Below are 21247 nucleotides of genomic sequence, written 5' to 3' on the forward strand. Positions count from 1 at the left end.
CTCTCTGTTGTTGACGGAGAGGCTTTTATGTTTCACGTGTAACATAATGCGACAAATATAGACACGCTCAACCAAAAAAATGAAACAGTGTGAGAAGGCTTTAGGTTCAGTGATACACTAGGATGAGGTGATAAGGATGATGACATTAAGCATTTTAGATCAATCTCCTGTTTCGGAAGGAAGTTCTGCTGAAACGGCGTTGAAGCAAACCGTCGAGCTTGCGCAGGCTGCGGAGGATCTTGGATATAAGCGATTCTGGGTATCTGAGCATCACTTTTCAAAGCGGTTGGCAGGGTCCAGCCCTGAGGTGCTGATCAGTCATATAGCGGCGAAAACGAAGCGAATCCGTGTTGGCTCAGGCGGAGTCATGCTACCGCATTACAGCGCTTATAAAGTAGCTGAGAATTTCCGTGTGCTGGAGGGGCTGACACCGGGAAGAATTGATCTCGGGCTTGGCAGAGCACCGGGGGGAATGCCGATTGCGTCATGGGCGCTGAATGACGGCGGGAAGCGCAATGCTGATCAGTATCCGCAGCAAATCAAGGAGCTGGCTATGTATTTGCATGATTTGGCGGATGGCAAACACCGTTTTCCGAATCTGACGGCAGCGCCGCATATTTCCACCGCGCCGGATGTGTGGCTGCTCGGCTCATCCGGAGAAAGCGCGCTGCTTGCCGCTGAGACAGGCGCTGGCTATATGTTTGCCCACTTTATCAATGGAGAGGGCGGAGAAGATACGGTCAGACAGTATAAGAGACGATTCAAGCCGTCTGTTTTAGGAGACATGCCTCGTGCGGCAGTCGCTGTTTTTGTTCTTTGTGCTGACACAGAGGAGAAGGCAGAGGAGCTTGCGGCAGTGCTTGATTTCACGCTTTTGGCGGGGGAGCAGGGCATCCCTTTAGAAGGAGTTCCTTCGTATAAAGCTGTCCGGGAAAATACGTATTCTCCGTATGAACAGAGACGAGTTGCTGATAATCGAAATCGAATGATTGTCGGCACGAAAGAACAGGTGAAGGCGCAGCTGTTGGCTTTAAGTAAAGCGTATGGCACGGAGGAAATCATGGCGGTAACCATAACGCATCATTTTGAAGATAAGCTTGATTCTTACCGCTTGTTACAGGAAGCATTTGCGAATGAATAAGAAGAAGCCCCGCCGATTCGGCAGGGCTTCTTCTTATTCCAAGGTAAAAGGTTCTTCAGTCAGAACCTGGCTTGATTTGCCTTTGTTCGCGGCATAGGCGAGCAGGTAATATTCTCCGGCCGGAAGCTTGGTTCCGCCATTGATCGTGCCGTCCCAGTCAAAGTACCGATAGCCCTTATCTTGATTTTTATAGATGCCGGCTTGGCCTGCAAAATCAAGGTTGCTGTCATAGACGAGGAACGCCAGCTCTTCTGCTCCCGCAGGAAGATAGGTTTCAATTTGATAGGTGCCTTGTACAGATCCTTCGCTGACGGAGACAGATGTTACTCTCGGATAATCCGGCTCTTTGACGATCAGCAATGTAGGCACCTTAGCGACGGTTTTTCCGCCTTCTCTGACGATGACCGTTCCTTCATAGGTGCCGGCTTTTGTTTTCTTTGTATTGACCTTTACTTTTGCAGTAGCTTTTCCGGTTTTATGGGCCGGAATCACAACGCGGCTAGTGCCGGATGTGGAAATGCCGCTGCCGTTAAATGAGTATTCCAGCGTGTATGACTTTCTGATGGAAGATTGATTCTCAATTGTAAAGGTTTCTTTTTTCGTCTCGTTTTTGTTTTCCTTTAAGAATGTGCCGTATGAATAGCTTCCCGGTGAAACAATGGAGTCGGCTTTGATTGCATTCATGATTCTTGCGCTGCCTGCGCCTTGGGCGTTATGCGGGTACACTTCTCCGTCGCCGTCCTTTAAGGTGACAGCGGTATTCATGATGGCGGCTTTAATCTGTTCAACGCTCCATTTCGGTTTTGCTTGTTTGATAACGGCAACCGCTCCGGCAATATGAGGCGATGCCATGCTCGTTCCTTGTTTTGATCCGTAACCGTATGGGTTGTTAGGATCGTGTGTCGGGATGGTGCTGACGATATTGACGCCTGGTGCGGAAATATCAGGCTTAATCATCCATGTATCCATAACAGGGCCGCGGGATGAGAAATCAGCGACTTGTTCACCGAGCGCTTTTGAGACCGTCAACTTGAATGTTGCTTTTGTCTCGCCTGCTTTCATGGCGCTGATGAGTTTTTCACCGTCTTCTAATGAAAGTTTGATTGTTGGCACAGACATGCCAGGTACATTGGCTTCAATTTCACCAGATAGGTTGTTATATACAACCATGCCGATGGCGCCGGCTTTTTTGGCGTTGTCTGCTTTATCCACAAAAGCGATGCTGCCCCTTTTGACAACGGCGACTTTGCCTGTCAGATCTTTTCCTTCAAAGTCCTTTGCTTCGCCGATTCCGGCTTCGACAAGTTCAACTTCTTTGTTATTGAGCGCTTTAACGTCATTCTCTTTGTCATAGCCCATCACTTTTGCTGAAGAGTAGGAGCCGAATGTGACGGCGTATTCATTGAGCGGCAGCTGAGTCGCACCGACAGAAATCGCTTCTCTTGATGTGCCCGGTGATCCGACTGTCCAGCTGTTCGGTCCGCTGTTGCCGTTTGACGTAACCGCGACAACGCCTTCTGACATGGCCCAGTCAAGCGCTGTGCTTGTCGCCCAGTCCGGATTGTTTAAAGAGTTTCCGAGAGACAGGTTCATCACATCTGCTCCGTCCTGTACTGCACGTTCCACGCCGGCGATGACGTTTTCTGTTGTGCCGCTTCCGCCAGGGCCTAACACGCGATAAGCAAGAAGTGTGGCATCAGGCGCAACCCCTTTAATCGTTCCGTTTGCGGCAACAGTTCCGGCTACATGTGTTCCGTGGTCAGTAGATCCGCCCCTTGGGTCGCCCGTAGGTGTTTCTTTTGGATCGTAATCATTGTCTACAAAATCGTATCCTTTATATTGTCCGAAGTTTTTCTTCAAGTCAGGATGGTTGTATTCAACCCCGGTATCAATAATCGCCACCTTGACGCCTTTTCCTGTGTAGCCTAAATCCCATGCGTCGTTTGCTCCGATATACGGCGCGCTGTCATCCATTTGCGGAGATACGGCGTCCTCGGAGATCGTGACGTCTTTATCCTTTATATTGTCTGTTTTATACGTGACGTTTGGGTATACGGCTTTTACGTCTTTTACCGCGAGAAGTTTTGGAATTTCATTAGCTGGGAGTTTTATAGAAAAGCCTGAGAATACCTGCTCATATTCCCGGTTTACTTTTCCGTTTTTCACCGCTTTGATGGCCTTGTTTTTTGCTTTGGTGCGAGCGGTTTTCAGCTTGCTTTTCGTTTGGCTTTCACCTGCTTCCTTCGCCTCTGCCAAGGATTTTTCTTTTAACTCCACAATTACGGTTGTTTTTTTGCTAGTTGTCATGTCGATGTCACCGAATATCTCGGCTTTTTCCAGATCAGCCGACGTTTTTGAAGAAGCCGGAGCTGCCTGTATGCCTGTCATACCTGTGGATAACGTGAAAAATAAAATGAAACTTAGAAGCAGAAAGCGAATAATCCCATTTTTCAATGTGTTTCCCCCTTTGTGTTTTAGAAAAAATGTTAAAGACCTAGTATATATTTCTTGAAAATTCAAAAAAATCCTTGTGTCAAATGAACCATTTATTGAAATTCTATTGTGTATAAGGGAGGAGTTATACACAGAACCCTGTGCATAAGTGAATAAACCTGTGTATATATGTAGTTGGGAATATATGTTCCTATACAAAATATTGAGAGGGATTGTGGACATGTGGATATCTCTTGTGACTAAGTTGTTCTTAACTTTGGGATAACTTGTGTATAAAGTTTTTGAAGCGGTTCTCCAATTTTCATTTCATTTCTTTCAGCTTTCAACAAAACTTCTAAAAACTAGTTGGTTTTTTCACTCATATTGTGACAAAGAATTCTCTATTCGCGGTCTATCATAGAGTCATGAGTTTTGCTAGAGCCGCTAGTTTGCGAGAAAAGAAATCGGCCGTCTTTTCCCGCGGGCTGCGGCTGAGAAAACGGGCTGCTAAAAAGGCTGCCTGCCAAAAAGAAGCGGAGGGATGTTTTTCTATGAAACGTTTGCTTGTATCTTTACGGGTGTGGATGGTCTTTTTGATGAACTGGGTGACGCCGGACAGAAAAACTGCGGCTGCTGCGGTCTATTCGGCTCAGCGTACATACCAAAGAAAAGCGGCGGTGCAGGCCGCAGGACTTGTTTCGTTTTATGAATGGCGGATGGCTGTGAATGACGAAGAAAAGCAGAAAGCGAAAGCCGCCGCGCTTTATAAAAGAAGGTGTTTGCAAGCCTTCAAGGAATCGCCAAAGCAGGAGAGAGCTGGACCGCACCTTTACATGGCGGTCAAAAGGAGGTAAAATCCCAGTCAAAAGCAAATTGGCGGGAGAGATAGCCTCTTGAAAATCTATAAAGTATTAAACAACAATGCGGCTTTAATAAAAGAGGATAATCAGGAAAAAATCGTGATGGGACCGGGAATCGCATTTCAAAAAAAGAAAAATGATCTCATCCCTATGAATAAAGTGGAAAAGATCTTTGTCGTGCACGACGAGAATGAAAAGTTTAAACAAATCCTGCAAACGCTGCCGGAGGAGCATATTGAAATCGCTGAGGATATCATCAGCTATGCGGAGGGGGAGCTCGCGGCGCCGTTGAGCGACCACATTCATATCGCGCTTTCTGACCACTTGTCCTTTGCGATCGAAAGGGTTCAAAATGGGCTGCTTGTGCAGAATAAACTGCTGCATGAGATAAAGGCGCTCTATAAAAAAGAATATGAGGTCGGCCTGTGGGCAATCAGACATGTAAAAGAGACATTGGGCGTGTCTCTGCCTGAAGATGAAGCGGGTTATATTGCCCTTCACATCCATACGGCGAAGATGGATGCGGAGAGCATGTATTCAGCGCTGAAGCATACGACCATGATTAAAGAAATGATAGAGAAAATAGAAAACTACTTTAATCGAAAGGTGGATGAAAACAGCATTTCCTATCAACGCCTTGTCACGCATTTGCGATACGCGGTCAGTCGGTTGGAATCAAATGAAGCGCTCCATCATATGGATGAGGAGATGCTTTATTTCATCCAAAAAAAGTATTCATTTGCCTATCAATGTGCGCTGGAGCTGGCGGAGTTTTTGAAAAGTGAATATCAATTACATTTGCCGGAGTCCGAGGCCGGCTATATCACGCTGCATGTCCAGCGTCTTCAAGATCTCTCGGAATAACCGCTTTGACTTGCAGAGAGTGATCTCTGGAAGTTTTTTTATTTATCGGGATTGAGCGTGTAGTACATCCAGCCCATCATCACTATTCCTGCGGTCAGATTTCCGAGCGTAACAGGAATTAAGTTTCTGACCGCTCCCATCAGTGTCACTGTATCAGGGTGCTCGATCAAAAGTGCGATGGCGAATGTGCACATATTGGCAATGCTGTGCTCAAAACCTGAAATAAAGAAGCAGAAAACAAAAAGCATCATGGTAAACAGCTTGGCTCCTTCTCCTTTGAGAGACATCGGAATGAAAAAGGCGAGGCACACAAGCCAATTGCACAGCATACCTCTGAAAAACAGTTCGGAAGCTGACGGCTCCATTTTGTGCTCTGCCAGATGAATCAAAAAGGAATGAACAGAAGCCTCCTCAAAAAGTCCTGTCGCGCTGATCAGAATAGCAAATAGGATGGCGCCAATTAAATTGCCGGCATAGCTTGTCATCCACAGGTGCAGGGTGTCTCGCCAGCGAAGTTTTTTTCGGAGCGCGGTATAGGTGAAATAAAAGGTGTTGCCGGTAAATAAATCCCCGCCGCCGTAAGCAATCAGCAGAATAGCGGCTCCGAATGTGACAGCGGCTGCCGGAAAGGCAAACGGAGAATCAGCCATGAAGAAATAGCTGCCTGTTTTGCTTGCGGCTGTAATGCCGAAACCGATAAACATGCTGGCCAGAATGGATCTAAGCAAATAACGGAATTTACTGGAAATAAATATATTTTGTTTTTTTAAAGCGTACTGTTCAACCTTTTGCAATGCTTGAGTTTCCATGTTCTTTTCCTGCTTTCTTTGATGATTGAGCATAGTATAGCATGATATTGTGAAGTATTTCACAATTAAATTCAACGAATTTATGACTAAATGTTTTATCAAACTTTTTAACTAAAAAACAGTTGACGAAAACGCTGTCATGATTTATGATGAAAGCGTATTCTCAATCTGAATAAGCGGGATTGTGACTGGTAAAGCAGGCAAGACCTAAAATTTGCGTAGATGAAAAAGGATCGCTGTGTCCTTTATTCGTTGGCGAATTTTAGGTCTTTTTTGTTTAAATAAAAGGGGGAAAAACAGATGGATTACAAAGAGACTGCAAAACGCCTCACCGAGCTTCTCGGGGGCAAAGAAAACATTATCAGCGCGGCTCATTGTGCAACAAGACTGCGTTTAGTGATTAAGGATGAATCAAAGATAGATCAAACACAAGTAGAAGAGCTTGACGGTGTCAAAGGCGCTTTCAGCAGTTCTGGCCAGTACCAGATCATTTTCGGAACAGGCCTTGTCAATAAGGTGTACGATGCTTTTTCGAAGGAAGTTGATGTCGAGCGTGACGAACATGTAAATCACCAGGATGCGGCGAAAGAAAAACTGAATCCCGCTGCGAGATTTGCGAAAACGCTTTCTAATATTTTTGTTCCAATCATTCCGGCTATTGTCGCCAGCGGCCTGTTAATGGGCTTACTGGGTATGATCAATGCGTTTCATTGGATGAGCAAGGAGTCTGCTTTGCTGCAGCTGCTTGATATGTTTTCAAGCGCAGCCTTTATTTTCTTGCCGATTTTAATCGGGGTCAGTGCTTCAAAAGAGTTTGGCAGCAACCCTTACTTGGGAGCGGTTATCGGGGGAATCATGATTCATCCGACGCTTTTGAATCCTTGGGGGTTGGCGGAAGCAACACCAGATTTTATGCATCTTTTCGGATTTGATATCGCGCTTCTGGGCTATCAGGGGACTGTCATCCCTGTCCTGCTGGCGGTTTATGTCATGAGCAAGATTGAAAAATGGACAAGAAAAGTGGTTCCTCATTCGGTAGATTTGCTTGTTACCCCATTTGTCACAGTGATTGTCACCGGGTTTGTCGCTTTTATCGCGATTGGTCCTTTGGGCAGAGCACTTGGCTCCGGCATTACGGTTGCTTTAACGTATGTATATGATCATGCTGGTTTTGTCGCGGGTCTGGTTTTCGGGGGGACTTATTCACTTATTGTATTGACAGGCGTTCATCACAGTTTCCATGCGATTGAGGCAGGACTTATTGCTGATATCGGCAAAAACTACTTGCTGCCGATCTGGTCAATGGCGAATGTCGCACAGGGTGGGGCCGGCCTTGCCGTCTTCTTTATGGCGAAAAAGGCAAAGACAAAAGAAATCGCGCTTCCGGCTGCATTCTCTGCTTTTCTCGGCATTACTGAGCCAGTCATATTCGGAGTCAATCTTCGCTACCGTAAGCCATTCATCGCCGCGATGATCGGAGGCGCATTGGGCGGTGCGTATGTCGTCTTTACACATGTTGCTGCAAACGCTTACGGGTTAACAGGGATTCCGATGATCGCCATTGCTGCGCCGTTTGGCGTTGGCAACTTGATCAACTATCTGATTGGGATGGCCATAGCGGGAGTGTCATCGTTTACCGCAGCGTTTATTATGAAGATTAATGAGGATGAGGGGAGAAAAAAATGACATCACATGATCAGGAGCTTCGTCGCCGGGCATATGAAGAAGTGGAGAAAAAAGAGCCTATCGCTGACAGTGATCCGCACCGCCAGCATTTTCATATCATGCCGCCGGTTGGGCTGCTGAATGACCCGAATGGCGTTGTATATTGGAAGGGCAGCTTTCATGTGTTTTTTCAGTGGCAGCCGTTTCAGACGGGGCACGGCGCGAAATTCTGGGGCCATTATACGAGTCAGGATGCTGTGAATTGGAAGCGGGAAGAGATTGCGCTGGCGCCGAGTGATTGGTTCGATAAAAACGGCTGCTACTCGGGCAGCGCTGTCACGAAAGACGGTCGGCTTTATCTGTTTTACACTGGAAATGTCAGGGATCAGGAGGGGAACCGAGAAACATATCAATGCCTTGCTGTATCTGATGACGGGCTGACCTTTGAGAAGAAAGGTGTTGTCGCCCGCCTTCCAGAAGGATACACGCCGCATTTTCGCGATCCGAAAGTATGGGAGCATGAAGGCACATGGTATATGGTGATTGGCGCGCAAACGGAGAATAGGCAAGGACACGCTGTGTTGTTTGCTTCTGATAACCTGACGGAGTGGAGATTTCTCGGCCCGGTAACTGGCGCAGGCTTCAATGGGCTGGACGATTTCGGGTACATGTGGGAATGCCCTGACTTGTTTACTCTTCAGGGGTCCGATGTGCTGATTGTCTCACCTCAGGGTCTTGAGGCAGACGGTTTTCATTATCAGAACGTGTATCAATCAGGTTATGTTGTCGGGCGTCTTGATTATAACAAGCCTGAACTGAAGCATGGCGATTTTATTGAGCTTGATCAAGGTTTTGATTTTTACGCTCCGCAAACACTTGAAGACGATCAGGGAAGGCGGATTTTGTTTGCATGGATGGCGGTGCCTGATCAGGATGAAGGATCTCATCCGACAATTGACTATCACTGGATTCACTGTATGACGCTGCCGAGACAGCTGACGCTATCAGGGCAGAAATTGATTCAGCAGCCGCTGCCTGAGCTGAAAGCCATGCGCAGGAATGAGAAGAACATACAAATCAACATGCATGGATCATCTGGGACGCTTCCAGTTGAAAACCCTGAAAGAGCTGAGATCTTGATCGAAGACATTGAGACAGAATCCGGTTTTTCAATCAGTATCCGGGGAACGGCTGCGTTCTCCTTTGATCAGAACGAGGGGGTTATTACGCTGGAGCGAACGAGCTTCGACGGAAAACGAACAGAAGCGAGACATTGCCGCATCAAGGATTTGCATACTGTGCACATGTTTATCGACGCGTCATCTATAGAAATCTTTATCAATCATGGAGAAGAGGTCTTTAGTGCAAGATATTTTCCTTTCCCCGGAAATCATGACGTGACAGCCAGTTCGACCGGAAAATCTGAAATGAATGTCGGAATTTGGACACTTATGTAGTTCCTTTTGTGAAAAATTATAAGACACTTGTACTGAAAAAACTGCCTTACTTTCAAAAGGTAGTTTTTTTATAAGAGCCGAATGTCTAGTTGAATAGTAACAGGATAATTCAATCTATATATTTACATATTGTGAATATATTGTATAATTAGTTTAGATTTAAAACTTAGGAGGGTTTAAATTGAAGAAAATTTTAGCCAGTTTTTTATTTGCCATTTGTCTGGTGTGTTCACCTTCGTTAACACTTGCTAGTTCAATGGATTTTTCACCTCAAAGTTATGGGGACACGAAAGAGGTAGAGTTTTATACGATTTATCAAAGAATCGAAGATGTCTCTCCTGAAAAATTCTATATTACCAATCAAGGAGGATGTTTTGCAGGGATTGTGCCGTTGTATTCAACCGAGATCCTTACATATAATCAAGTTAAAGCTACATATCGAGGTATAGTCACTAATATACCATTAGGAACATTCTGTACTCCTAGATTGGTTAATTAAAACTGTTAAATTGTTTTAACATTAAACTGGTGAATATCTGTTTAACTATACGTTATCTAATAAAGACCTGAAATACAAAAAAAGATAACGCTTCTTTTTTATTTGGTGCTTTGTGATCCCCTTGTTGTTCTGTAGGAGTATAAAAATGTTATATTCTAGTCTTTCGTGTACGGAACTTTTTAAAATAGTAAAATAATATATTGATTTAGTAAGAAAAAATTTAAAATTTTGGATAAAAGTAATTTTATAAAGGAAAACCTTCTATTTTCTTATGTGAAATCTGTGCCATCTGTGCTATTCTTCAACGATAACCTACTATTTTTTTCTGTAAAAGGAGTTGTTTTCTTGAATATACATGAACAGAAGATAACACCGGAATGTTTGGAAAAGGCTGCGGACCAGGTTGAAGATAAGCGGGAAGAATATAAGGATGTGCTGCTGCAGCTGAAAAAAATGCTTGGCGGGACCGCACCGCACAGTGAAACGGCGGAAATTCTTTCACGGGCATATGAGCAAATGAAGGAATACGCACTTTTTGTTCAGTCGATAGAAACATTTTTGAGGAAATCTGCGAACAATTTAAAAATCAAATAAACAGGCTGCCGATGGGATCGGCAGTTTTTTTTGTGAAAAGTTATTGGTTATATAAAAAAGGCTGCCTCTAAGTAAGGCAGCCGATGTTGTTTATGATGATTGATCCATACGATGCGCGGAATGCTTCGTAGGTCCGACATATTGGTTGAGCGGGAAGGATTCTTTAATGGCAGCGGTAATGAATTCTTTCGCTGCGTAAATGGCTTCTTTGACTTCCGCACCTTTTGCGAGCTCCGCAGTTACGGCAGCTGAGAACGTACAGCCTGCGCCATGTGTATAAGGCGTATCGATCATGTCGCTTTCGAGAACCTCCGCTTTTTCTCCGTCATAGAGAACGTCAACGGCTTTTTCGTGTTTGAGTTTGCCACCGCCTGTAATCACAACATACTGAGCGCCGAGTGCGTGAATTTTTTTCGCGGCTTCGATCATATCGTCAACTGTTTTTAATTCATCCATGCCGCTGAGCTGGCTGGCTTCAAACAGATTCGGTGTAATGACAGTGGCTAGCGGCGCTAATTGTTCCCGCAGGGCTTGGGCGTGCTCCGGATAAAGGACTTCATTTGCCCCTTTGCAAACCATGACCGGGTCAATCACCACATTTTTTAATTGTTTTTCTTTGATCGTTTTTGCCGCAAGCTCGATGATATCAACGGTTGGCAGCATTCCTGTTTTCATGGCGTCCACTCCGATGCCGTCCGTAATCGTTGCAAGCTGGGCGCGGATTGTATCAGTATCGATCGGGAATACCTGATGGTCCCAGCTGTTGTTCGGGTCCATCGCGACGATCACTGTTAAGGCGGTCATCCCGTATACGTTTTTCTCTTGAAATGTTTTTAAATCAGCTTGAATCCCAGCACCGCCGCTGGAATCTGAGCCGGCAATGGTAAGTGCTTTATGCATAGACATGTCTTGAACCTCCATCATGTTTTGTCTTTCATTATAGTTAGATTTTCTCTGTATCACAATATAGAAGATCTATAGGAATCATTTGACAATACTAAAGAGCTTTCGTAAAATGCTACATAAGAAAACTAGGTAGGGGTTTTGTGATGTTAAATCGTGAGCTGGTGAAGGGCAGCACTGTGATATTGGTATTGACGCTTCTGAACGAGCGGCCGATGTACGGCTATGAGCTTGTAAAAGAAATGGGAACCCGCAGCGGAAATGAATGGCAGATGAAAGAAGGGACCTTGTATCCTTCTCTTCACAAGCTTGAACGCCAAGGGGTTATTTCTTCCTTTTGGGAGAAGCAGGAGAAAGGGCCGGACCGCAAATATTATCGGATTACAGATGAAGGCAAAGAGGTGCTGGCGGAACGCACGAAGGAATGGAGCGTATTTTCGGCTATGATGGACCGAATGTTGAAGCGGGGCGGGCAGAATGGATAAAGAAACATATTTGTCTGAAATCAAAAATGGACTTATAGGGCTTCCAGAAGGAGAGACGATAATAGAAGAGATTGAGAGTCATATTGAACATCATCTGCTCCACTCTCTTCAGGAAGGGAAGAGTGAGGCGGAAGCTATGCAGATTTTATTGCAGACGTTCGGAACACCAGCTGACATTGTTTCTTCGTTTAAGAAAGAACAGCCTGTAACGTTCCGTGTGTTTTTGGTGTTCCATCTTTTCTGTAACAGCGCACTATTCGCTGCCGGCATCGCTATTACGACGATGCACGTCTGGCTTGAATCGCCTATTGTTCAAGCAGTATGGAAAGGCATTTCTGTTTCTGTGTGGCTGATCTTAGCTGCATATATCATGTACTGGGTGCTGATTGGGTATCAAGGGGTGAGGGAGTTTGGAAAACGCGGAGAAAAGCTAGTTTTACAAACGATTCAAATCTCTATAGTGCCAAATATCATTTTTATGCTTGTATTTCTGTTCAATGTGATTCCTGCTGCGCTGTTTCAATCCTTTCTGACGCCTTGGTTTGTCGGAATTTGCGCTTGTGCAACACTGTTATTTCCGTTATTCGGCCGAATAGGCTGTTATATTGGCAGGCGTCAGCTTGCCTGATTTTTTAGGTATATGCATAGAATTTCTATGTAAGGAAGGTGTATGTCGTGAAGCTTAGCTCTTGTTTATATGGTTTTTTCGTTCATGGGCAGTATTTTTGTTTACTGGCGGCTGCATGCTCTTGGCTATGTTAGCCAGCTTGCCTTTTGTTTTTCTTCTTGGATGGCTGCCTGATGTCGTCTTTACAGCCGGTGCCATTCTTATGCTGTTATGTTCATATGCTTATGTCTGGTTTTGGGCGGTCAGGTTTGCATATAACCAGAAAATGCGCCTGTTTGATGTTCAATTGGGGTCCTTTGTGCTGCTGGCCTTCATGATAAGTTTGTTTTTATTGGATGGATCTAGTATGAAAGACATCGTGATGAATTGGGACGATACAGGCTGTGCTTTTGTTCCGCCGGCTTTTACTTTTTTGTGTCTTTCTTATGCACTTGTGCTGCTTCCGGTCTATCAATCTAAGCTGTGGCATCTGATCCTTCCGAATAGCGTACGCCTGAAAGATCTCTTTCATGTATTTGGAGATCTGGCACTGATCTTGGTGCTATTGATCGGTGCCACATTATTGTTTCTATCATTCTAGTTTACTGTTTCAGTAGGATATTCCCACTGATCTCCCGTCCAATATATGTTTTAATAGTACATGACTATGAAAATGTGAAGGAGAGCATCATGAAGATTTCTATCGTAATTGTGACCTATAATCGGATTCCGGCTTTGTGTGAGCTTCTGGAGTCGATTTCGCAGCAGACCTTGAAGCCTTATGAAGTCATTATTGTGAATGATGCCGGGGAATCGGTCGTGCCGGTCAAAGCACTGTATCCGGAGCTGCCGATTGCTGTCATCAATTTAGAAAAGAACTCGGGGCATGTGGCTGCGAGAAATGCCGGTGTAAAAGAAACGTCTGGCGATTGCATTATGCTTTGTGATGACGATGATTTCTTTACACCGGGGCATGTGGAGAGAATGGCGAAGGAAATAGAAACGGCGGATTTCGTTCATTCTGATGCGGAGATTGTCTCATTTGAAGAGAAAAACGGAACAAGATATCCAATTTCGCGGAAGCTGTTTGCTTATACCGCTGACTACGAGGATATGAGAGTGTTCTCTACATATGTGCCGTCGGGAAGCATGTACAGACGTTTTCTGCATGCTGAAATCGGTTATTTCGATGCTGATGTGCACAATTATTGGGACTGGGATTTTTATTTGCGCGCGGCGAAGGATTACCGGGTGAAGCGTGTCCCTTGCGCCAGTGTGATGTATGCCTTCAGTGACGCGGGAGACAATCAGTCCGCGGACCTTGGCGCCAAGCGGAAACAATATTTGGATCGTTTAAGTGAAAAGCACGGACTCGGGGAACTGCCGACGAAAAACTTTGCCGTCCTGCTTGAAGAGCCTGAGATGAAAAGACGGGAAGCAAAAAGTGAAATCGTTTGGGATGGCAAACCTGTCTATTCCAGACTTCATCGTACGTAAGGGAGGCCTGAATCTTGAAACAGATTTTAGAAGACAGCTGGTGGAATCAGCTGGAAGAAGAGTTTGAGAAACCGTATTATCAAGAGCTCAGAGAAATGCTGAAGCGGGAATACGCGGAGCAAACGATTTATCCGGACAGCCGGGATATTTTTAATGCGCTGCATTATACCCCATTCGATGATGTCAAGGTGGTCATTCTCGGCCAAGACCCGTATCACGGGCCAGGACAGGCTCAGGGTTTAAGCTTCTCCGTAAAGCCGGGTGTGAAGCAGCCGCCTTCATTAAAAAATATCTTTCTTGAGCTGCAGGAGGACATCGGGTGCAGCATTCCGAACCACGGGTCGCTTGTCAGCTGGGCAAAGCAAGGGGTTCTCTTGCTAAACACTGTGCTGACGGTAAGACGCGGACAGGCAAATTCTCATAAAGGGAAAGGCTGGGAGCGGCTGACGGACCGGATTATTGACGTGTTGAATGAAAGGGAGCAGCCGGTAATCTTTATTTTGTGGGGCCGGCATGCCCAAATGAAAAAAGAACGGATCGACACGTCCAAGCATTTTATCATTGAATCGACGCATCCCAGCCCGTTTTCGGCAAGAAACGGATTTTTCGGGAGCAGACCGTTTTCCCGGGCGAATGCGTGCTTAGAGAAAATGGGAGAAGCGCCGATTGATTGGTGTATAAAGGATTTGTAAAAAGCGCGGATCATCTGCGCTTTTTTATTTGAGTATTTTCCGAATCATTCGCAGCCCGTTTTTGGAAGAAGGATAACGAAAAGCGATGTCGAAGCGGTTCGTTTGTTTGACGACGCTTTTTTTGTGCGTAAATGTGTTAAAGCTGTCAAATCCGTGATAGCTGCCGATACCGCTTTCTCCGACGCCGCCGAATGGCAAATACGGTGTCGCGACGTGCATTAGCGTATCATTGACACAGCCTCCGCCAAACGACAGATTCTCTAAAACAGACCGCTCGATTTCTTTGTTTGTGGTAAAGACGTACAGGGCGAGTGGCTTCGGGCGCGATTGGACTTTCTCAATGACTTCATCGATATCGCCGTACGTAAACAGCGGAAGAATCGGCCCGAAAATCTCCTCCTGCATCACAGGAGAGTCATCCTCCACTTGGTCAAGAATCGTCGGCGCTATTTTGTGGTGATCAGAATCAGATTGTCCGCCTGTGAGCGGGACGCCATTATTTAGAAAATCGAGCAGCCGCCGATAGTGGCGCTCACTGACGATTTTGCCGTACTGCGGATTCCGTTCGGGCTGAGGGCCGTAAAATTCATTGATCGCACGCTTCATTTCTTCTGTGAGCTTTGTTTTGATGTCTTCGTGAACAAATAAATAATCCGGTGCGATGCAGGTTTGTCCCGCATTCGTAAATTTCCCGAAGACAATGCGTTTAGCGGCAAGCTGTATGTCCGCATCCTTATGGACAATACAGGGGCTTTTGCCGCCAAGCTCCAAGGTAACGGGTGTTAATTGTTTGGCCGCAGCCTCCATGACGATTTTCCCCACGGCAACGCTGCCAGTGAAGAAAATATAATCGAAGGGCTGCTGTAGTAACGCTGTGCTGACGTCGGGCCCGCCTTCCGCCATAGCGACATAATCATTTGGAAAAACGCTGCTGATGAGGTTGGAAAGAACAGCGGAAACAGCCGGCGTATATTCCGACGGTTTGAGAACGACCGTGTTCCCGGCGGCAATGGCTCCAATCAAGGGAGAAAGCGCCAGCTGCAGGGGATAGTTCCATGGCGCAACCACTAAAACGGTTCCATACGGCTCAGGGATGATGATGCTTTTGGAGCCTAGATGGGTCAGCGGTGTTTTGACTCGTTTCGGCTTGGCCCATTTTCCCAGCCGTTTCATCACAAAGCTGATTTCCTCCAACACAATTCCGATTTCCGTTGTGTATGCTTCTTGTTCGGATTTGTTGAGATCTTGATAGAGAGCGGCTGTGAGATCAGCTTCATGTGTTTTGATGGCTTGTTTCAGCTTCTGCAACAGGTCCAGTCTCGATTCTAGCGGTCTCGTGTGCCCCGCCGCAAAATATGCTTTATGCTTGCTGACGATAAAGGGTATGCTGTTCATTCCATCACTCCTTTTTTGTAAAGTATGGTGATTTATTATGTGAAAAATTTCTTCTGCTTGTCAAATGCGCAAGGTTTGTTAGAAAAAATCACAAACTCATATCTGCGTTTGTGGCGGGAATTTGATAAAATGCAGGAAGACGATAAATATTCTGGAGGGTTCTTGATGAACATTCATATATCTGCTTTGATTCAAAAAATGGAAGAGGAGCTCAAAAAAGCGAAGACGGCTGAGCTAGATGAGGAGCTGAAGCGCTCGGTAGCGGTTGTCCGTTCTTTGTGTGACGTCGTGCTGGATCAGCCGGAGGCCGCGAGCGCGCCCCGCATCCAGCCGAGCAGCACGCCAAGTCCTGCCGCGCCGCCATCGACAGACCAGTTGATGATGGAAAAAATGATGGGAAGCGCGGGATTAAACAATTATCGAAAGCAGGAAAAAGAGAAGCAGGAAGAGGACGGAAACGGAGAGTCTTTATTTGATTTTTAATGAGAAAGGTTGAGCGCACGTGAAATTGGTTCTTGGCGCGCTGCAATGGACAGCGTTTATCATTGCTGCGGCGATTGTTGTTCCGGTGGCGGTTGCCCAGTCGTTTCATCTGGATCACTCAGATTCTGCGAGATTGATCCAGAGCACATTTTTTGTATTGGGAATTGCCGCAGTCATTCAGTGTTTGAAAGGCCACAGACTGCCGATCAATGAGAGCCCCGCCGGCTTGTGGTGGGGCGTGTATACGATCTACGGCGGGCTGACGGGAACTGTTTTTGCAACTTACGGGGACACACTGCGCGGTTTGCAGGGAGCTCTTCTTGTAAGCGCTGTATGTTTCTTTTTGTTAAGTATCTTCAAGGTCATTGACCGGCTCGCAGCCTTGTTTACTCCGGTTGTAACGGGGGTCTATTTATTGCTGCTTGTCATGCAGCTGAGTCAGCCCATTATAAAAGGAATTCTCGGAATCGGCTACCGCAAGGACGGTGTAGACGGCCTTGTATTTGGTCTTGCACTTGTTGTAGTCGCCGCCGCCTTTATAATGACAAATTCGAACATCACGTTTTTTAAGCAATATTCTATTTTATTGGCTCTGTTCGGCGGATGGGTGCTGTTTGCGGCTGCCGGAGCGGCAAAGCCGATGGAAATACCTGATCGGCTGTTTCAGCTACCCTCCCTGTTTCCTTTTGGCAAACCTTTATTTAACAGCGGTCTTATCATCACCTCCATTTTTATTACCATCTTGCTGATCGTGAATATGCTGGCGAGCATGAAGGTTGTGGATATCGCTGTAAAAAAATTCGGCAAACAGCCGGATGGGCGGCATCATGAACGCCATGCCGGTTTTGCCGCCTCATTCAGCCATCTGCTGAGCGGTTTGACGGGAGCCATTGCACCGGTTCCGATTTCGGGAGCAGCGGGTTTTATTGAAACGACCAAAATGCCTTCTAAAAAACCGTTTATGCTCGGCAGTATTTTCGTTGTTGTGATCAGCGTGATCCCGTTTTTCATGAATGCGTTTGCGAGCCTGCCGTCACCCGTTGGATTTGCGGTAAACTTTGTTGTGTTTTCCGCGATGGGCGGTCTGGCCCTTGCAGAATTTGATTCATATGAGAAAGCGGAACTGAAAAGGGTGCGGTCTGTGATCGGCACCTCGCTGTTGACGGGGGTCGGCATTATGTTTGTTCCTGAAACTGCCTTAAAGGGTTTGCACCCGGTATTTATTTCTCTGTTAAGCAACGGGCTTGTATTAGGAACGCTTGTTGCAATAGCGTCAGACCAGTTCCAGCTTTGGCGCAGGAGAAAATCCGACAATCTCGTGTCATCGGAGAACAAATATTGAATTTTAGTATAGGTGCGATAAGATAAAGGATATGAGTTTAACGAAAAGGCGGGAGAGCTAGATGAAAGTTTTTATCATATTAGGGGCCATTAACGCCCTGCTTGCTGTGGGACTCGGGGCATTTGGCGCTCACGGATTAGAAGGGAAAATTCCTGATAAATATCTTCAGGTGTGGCACACAGGTGTGCAGTATCATATGTATCACGCCCTTGGGCTTTTCGTTGTCGCCTTCCTGGCCGATAAATTATCCGGCATCGGCAGTGTCACGACAGCCGGTTGGCTGATGTTTGCGGGAATTGTGCTGTTTTCCGGAAGCTTATATATTCTCAGTTTGACGCAAATCTCCATTCTTGGGGCCATTACCCCGCTCGGCGGTGTGGCGTTTATTATTTCTTGGATCATGATCATTGTCGCAGCCGTCAAATATCTATAAAAAAAAGCCAATCCTCATCATATGAGTGATTGGCTTTTACTTTATCTTGGCGAATAGGATGCCATGGAATATGGATACGTATACGCAATTTCTTCATCAAATGTAATGTAATCGAGGTAGATGGTCAGGAGCAGGTAGCGAGTTCCTGATTTCGGGTCGCTGATGATAATGTGATCCCGTCCCGCAGCCTCGATGACGCCGCGAAAGATCTTTGAGCCCCATTCCTTGCTGTTTTCAAATGTCATATAAATGGTGGCCGTTTTTCCCCTGTTCAGTCGCAAAATGTTCTCAATGTACGATTCCTCAACAGGCAGCATGCCGGGAATGCTTTGTCCGGGCGCCGACGGTGTCGGCCCCGATGGAATTTGAAACCCGCCGCCCTGCTGGCCCGGGAATCCGAATCCTTGCTGCCCTTGCTGCATTGGCATCATTGGCTGCATCCCCATCGTCTGCATTTGCGCGCCTTGACCTTGCTGCGGGTACGGATTGGCGCCGTACTGAGGCTGATATCCTTGCATATTATCAAATCCCTGCATTTGCTGATATTGATTTTTTTTCGGTTTCATATCGTTCCTCCTTTTTATGAAAACCATTCAAAACAAGTTCCGGATGTATAAATGAACGCTCCGCGATGACTCACCTCCGATGGAAAACGATCTTAGTCGTTGGTGCGATTTTTATCTCTTTCACCTTATGAGGCTGATGCTTGGAATATGCGGAAAAAGAACAGCGGACGGGCCAGATTTTCGTCTGGGCAGCCGCTGTTTTTCGTAGGCATACACAAACTTTTCGCGCATATTGGTTTGTATCCCTAGCGCAACTTGCGCATAAGTAACATAAGATAACGTTAGTTTCAGGTGTGAAGTTTCAAGAAGGAGGTGTAGGATTTGCCGAAAGTATCAGTCATTATGACGAGTTATAACAAAAGCGATTATGTGGCAAAGTCCATTTCCAGCATACTTTCACAAACGTTTTCCGATTTTGAATTGTTTATTATGGATGACAACTCCAATGAAGAGACGCTAAATGTAATCCGTCCTTTTTTGAATGATAACCGAGTGCGTTTTTATCAAAGCGATGTATCTGAAGTAAAGGAAAGAACGGAAAAAACAAGATACGCGGCGCTGATCAATCAGGCGATTGAGATGGCCAAGGGTGAATATATCACCTATGCGACGGATGACAACGTCTATATGCCGGACCGGCTCTTAAAAATGGTGAAGGAGCTCGATGATCATCCTGAAAAGGCTGTGATTTACTCAGCCTCCAAAACCTATCACTTAAACGAGGATCGCGACATTGTAAAAGAAACTATCAGGCCGGCCGTTCACGTGACGTGGAACGCGCCGTGCGCCATCGACCATTGCTCGGTGATGCACAGGTATTCTGTGCTTGAGAAGGTAAAGGAGAAATTTGGCTCCTATTGGGATGAAAGCCCGGCGTTTTACAGGATCGGGGATGCCCGGTTCTTTTGGAGGGTCAACCATTTTTATCCGTTTTACCCGCTGGCTGAGGAGCTGGATCTGAATTATATTACCGACCAATCGATTCACTTTCAGCTGTTTGAATTAGAAAAAAATGAATTCGTCAGGAACCTTCCTCCGCAGCGCAATTGCCGAGAGCTGCGTGAATCATTAAAAAAGCTTGGGATGGGGTGAGAGCTTGTCGGCCTATTTAAGCAATTATTGGGTGCTGTACCGGAAGTATGTAGAGCTTTTTGACAGACTTCGCTACAAGGGGATTCCGCTTGGGCTTATCAGTAATTTTTATCAATACATCAGCCCGGAGCTAAGGGTGATGATGGATGAAGAGCCGGAGTTATTCGGAGCGGTGGATCAGCATATCGATGAAGGGCAGATTCAGCCGTTTTTTGAAGAAAAAATACGAAGTATAGCCAAAATAAACAACATACCAGGTAAGGGAAAAGTCATTTTGCACTTTGATTATCTGCGTTTTACAAACGAAAATTACTATCAGTTCGATCCTGAAAAAACAGCTGTTTTGGCCCGGTGGAGTTTGCCTGATTATTGTGATCTGCCTGTGATAAGCAAGCGTGAGATTACGGAATCATGCCAAAAAGGTGATCCGAAGCCGTATCTCGAAACAGCCTGTTCGATTCTCGCCCCTTTTGATGACCACCCTGCATTCGGTGATCAAGCGTTTCGCGATCGGCTTTACAAAGATATACCTTTATTTATGGAAGCCATTGATACGGTTGATGCGCTGTTTGAGCAGGAGAAGATTTCTGCTGTTGTCGTCGGAACGGCAGAAGATATTTACAGCAGGGTGCTCGCTCTTATGTGTGAAAAGAGAGGGGCCGTCAGCATTTGTCTTCAGCATGGCGCATTGATGGGAGATGAAGCCTTCATTCCTGTTTTTACAACCTATCAGGCTGTTTTTGGCGCTTATGAAGCGGAGTGGTTCAAACGAAAAGGCTGTAAACCTGAGCAGATTCTCGTAACGGGACATCCCCGCTTCGATCAGATATTTAACAGAACCCCTATCGACATGTCCGTATTCTATCGAAAACTTGCTTTTCATCCATCCAAAAAAATCGTGCTTATTGCGACCCAGCCTTTTTCGGAAGATTTTTATTCCGGTTTGCTAGAAGAGCTTTCTGATCAGAAACAGCTGCAAATCATCATCAAACCCCACCCTTGGGAAATCGGGAAAAATAAGCTGGATCTGTATCACGCTGCGGCGAAAAAACATAATGCCTGCAGAGTCATCAAAAAGGAGATGGAGCTGTATGATTTGCTGCCGTATGCTGACGCGGCAGTGACGCAAACCTCAACAGTCGGACTTGAAGCCATGCTGTTTCAAAAACCTGCATTTATCGGGAAATCATCCGGAACCCGCACGTATCCGTATTATGAATCTCTTGGCGGTTTTATATTTGATCAGCCGGATGAACTGGCGCGCACCTTGATTGCGGTTCTTCGAAGTCCCTCAGTGCATCAAAAAGCAGAAGAGGCGCGTCTGGCATTCACAGCAGCTAATTACCCGGTGGCAGAATCAACAAATGCCTTATTTGCGGAATTGAAAGACAAAACAGGGGTTGATTACAGGCGGGAAGATACTGAATAAA

The 21247-nt window shown here is 45.9% G+C and carries 21 protein-coding genes and 1 pseudogene; 17 read left to right on the forward strand and 5 right to left on the reverse strand.

Annotated elements, in window-relative coordinates; genetic code table 11:
- Nucleotides 1–136: 136 nt before the first annotated feature.
- Nucleotides 137–1141 (forward strand): LLM class flavin-dependent oxidoreductase, encoded by a 1005-nt coding sequence (locus tag V6D44_RS06825; RefSeq protein WP_087992802.1) that lies wholly within the window; start codon nt 137–139, stop codon nt 1139–1141.
- A gap of 33 nt (nt 1142–1174) precedes the next feature.
- Here the strand turns inward: V6D44_RS06825 and vpr are convergent, their stop codons facing one another.
- A complete protein-coding gene (gene vpr / locus V6D44_RS06830) occupies nt 1175–3595 on the reverse strand; it encodes a serine protease Vpr (RefSeq protein WP_202327886.1) in 2421 nt (806 codons plus the stop codon).
- Between the two features lie 530 nt (nt 3596–4125).
- Between vpr and V6D44_RS06835 the strand changes: the two genes are divergently transcribed.
- Together V6D44_RS06835 and sacT are read left to right on the forward strand one after the other, a co-directional pair.
- On the forward strand, nt 4126–4428 hold the full coding sequence (locus tag V6D44_RS06835; protein WP_087992814.1) for a hypothetical protein: 303 nt from the start codon (nt 4126–4128) through the stop codon (nt 4426–4428).
- Nucleotides 4429–4467: 39 nt separating this feature from the next.
- Entirely contained in the window at nt 4468–5298 is an 831-nt protein-coding gene (gene sacT / locus V6D44_RS06840) for a sac operon transcriptional antiterminator SacT (RefSeq protein WP_087992800.1), read from the forward strand.
- 38 nt (nt 5299–5336) lie between these two features.
- Here sacT and V6D44_RS06845 read toward each other — a convergent pair whose 3' ends face one another.
- The gene (locus V6D44_RS06845) at nt 5337–6107 is read right to left on the reverse strand and encodes a formate/nitrite transporter family protein (protein WP_202327887.1); all 771 of its coding nucleotides are present in this window, start codon (nt 6105–6107) and stop codon (nt 5337–5339) included.
- 300 nt (nt 6108–6407) lie between these two features.
- Between V6D44_RS06845 and scrA the strand changes: the two genes are divergently transcribed.
- The 4 genes from scrA (at nt 6408) to V6D44_RS06865 (ending at nt 10322) form a co-directional block, all read left to right on the forward strand.
- Nucleotides 6408–7793, forward strand: coding sequence for a PTS system sucrose transporter subunit IIBC (gene scrA / locus V6D44_RS06850; protein ID WP_087992798.1), 1386 nt, complete (start codon nt 6408–6410; stop codon nt 7791–7793).
- Nucleotides 7790–9229 carry a sucrose-6-phosphate hydrolase gene (gene sacA, locus V6D44_RS06855; RefSeq protein ID WP_087992797.1) on the forward strand — a complete coding sequence of 480 codons (1440 nt, stop codon included), beginning with the start codon at nt 7790–7792 and terminating at the stop codon, nt 9227–9229. The genes scrA and sacA overlap by 4 nt, the downstream gene beginning before the upstream one ends.
- Nucleotides 9230–9410: 181 nt before the next feature.
- Nucleotides 9411–9728, forward strand: a complete 318-nt coding sequence (locus tag V6D44_RS06860) for a hypothetical protein (protein WP_333516374.1) — start codon at nt 9411–9413, stop codon at nt 9726–9728.
- Between the two features lie 345 nt (nt 9729–10073).
- On the forward strand, nt 10074–10322 hold the full coding sequence (locus V6D44_RS06865; RefSeq protein ID WP_087992796.1) for a hypothetical protein: 249 nt from the start codon (nt 10074–10076) through the stop codon (nt 10320–10322).
- A 90-nt stretch (nt 10323–10412) separates the two neighbouring features.
- Here V6D44_RS06865 and V6D44_RS06870 read toward each other — a convergent pair whose 3' ends face one another.
- Nucleotides 10413–11228 (reverse strand): bifunctional hydroxymethylpyrimidine kinase/phosphomethylpyrimidine kinase, encoded by an 816-nt coding sequence (locus V6D44_RS06870; RefSeq protein ID WP_333516375.1) that lies wholly within the window; start codon nt 11226–11228, stop codon nt 10413–10415.
- Between the two features lie 143 nt (nt 11229–11371).
- Between V6D44_RS06870 and V6D44_RS06875 the strand changes: the two genes are divergently transcribed.
- From V6D44_RS06875 to V6D44_RS06895, 5 genes and pseudogenes are all read left to right on the forward strand, one after another.
- Nucleotides 11372–11710, forward strand: coding sequence for a PadR family transcriptional regulator (locus tag V6D44_RS06875; RefSeq protein ID WP_087992794.1), 339 nt, complete (start codon nt 11372–11374; stop codon nt 11708–11710).
- Nucleotides 11703–12338 (forward strand): permease prefix domain 1-containing protein, encoded by a 636-nt coding sequence (locus tag V6D44_RS06880; protein WP_333516376.1) that lies wholly within the window; start codon nt 11703–11705, stop codon nt 12336–12338. Before V6D44_RS06875 ends, V6D44_RS06880 begins: the two co-directional genes overlap by 8 nt.
- Before the next feature lie 47 nt (nt 12339–12385).
- Nucleotides 12386–12918 (forward strand): annotated as a pseudogene (locus V6D44_RS06885) (hypothetical protein).
- 89 nt (nt 12919–13007) lie between these two features.
- On the forward strand, nt 13008–13814 hold the full coding sequence (locus V6D44_RS06890) for a glycosyltransferase family 2 protein (RefSeq protein WP_087992791.1): 807 nt from the start codon (nt 13008–13010) through the stop codon (nt 13812–13814).
- Between the two features lie 14 nt (nt 13815–13828).
- Nucleotides 13829–14506, forward strand: a complete 678-nt coding sequence (locus V6D44_RS06895; protein ID WP_202327889.1) for a uracil-DNA glycosylase — start codon at nt 13829–13831, stop codon at nt 14504–14506.
- A gap of 24 nt (nt 14507–14530) precedes the next feature.
- Here V6D44_RS06895 and V6D44_RS06900 read toward each other — a convergent pair whose 3' ends face one another.
- Nucleotides 14531–15901 carry an aldehyde dehydrogenase gene (locus tag V6D44_RS06900; RefSeq protein ID WP_087992789.1) on the reverse strand — a complete coding sequence of 457 codons (1371 nt, stop codon included), beginning with the start codon at nt 15899–15901 and terminating at the stop codon, nt 14531–14533.
- A gap of 165 nt (nt 15902–16066) precedes the next feature.
- Between V6D44_RS06900 and V6D44_RS06905 the strand changes: the two genes are divergently transcribed.
- The 3 genes from V6D44_RS06905 (at nt 16067) to V6D44_RS06915 (ending at nt 18159) form a co-directional block, all read left to right on the forward strand.
- Nucleotides 16067–16384, forward strand: a complete 318-nt coding sequence (locus tag V6D44_RS06905; protein ID WP_141113421.1) for a YwdI family protein — start codon at nt 16067–16069, stop codon at nt 16382–16384.
- A 19-nt stretch (nt 16385–16403) separates the two neighbouring features.
- Nucleotides 16404–17726, forward strand: a complete 1323-nt coding sequence (locus tag V6D44_RS06910) for a purine/pyrimidine permease (RefSeq protein WP_253268656.1) — start codon at nt 16404–16406, stop codon at nt 17724–17726.
- A gap of 61 nt (nt 17727–17787) precedes the next feature.
- A complete protein-coding gene (locus V6D44_RS06915; protein WP_087992786.1) occupies nt 17788–18159 on the forward strand; it encodes a DUF423 domain-containing protein in 372 nt (123 codons plus the stop codon).
- Nucleotides 18160–18200: 41 nt separating this feature from the next.
- On the opposite strand, the gene gerQ is transcribed toward V6D44_RS06915, so the two are convergent.
- Nucleotides 18201–18725 carry a spore coat protein GerQ gene (gerQ, locus tag V6D44_RS06920; RefSeq protein WP_087992785.1) on the reverse strand — a complete coding sequence of 175 codons (525 nt, stop codon included), beginning with the start codon at nt 18723–18725 and terminating at the stop codon, nt 18201–18203.
- 321 nt (nt 18726–19046) lie between these two features.
- On the opposite strand from gerQ, the gene spsA reads away from it, so the two are divergent.
- Together spsA and V6D44_RS06930 are read left to right on the forward strand one after the other, a co-directional pair.
- Nucleotides 19047–19817, forward strand: a complete 771-nt coding sequence (spsA, locus tag V6D44_RS06925) for a spore coat dTDP-glycosyltransferase SpsA (RefSeq protein WP_087992784.1) — start codon at nt 19047–19049, stop codon at nt 19815–19817.
- A gap of 4 nt (nt 19818–19821) precedes the next feature.
- Nucleotides 19822–21246 (forward strand): CDP-glycerol glycerophosphotransferase family protein, encoded by a 1425-nt coding sequence (locus V6D44_RS06930; RefSeq protein WP_253268655.1) that lies wholly within the window; start codon nt 19822–19824, stop codon nt 21244–21246.
- The last annotated feature ends 1 nt before the right edge of the window (nt 21247 follow it).

Source organism: Bacillus sp. 0209A, assembly GCF_036765095.1.
Taxonomy (GTDB): Bacteria; Bacillota; Bacilli; order Bacillales; family Bacillaceae; genus Bacillus; species Bacillus subtilis_G.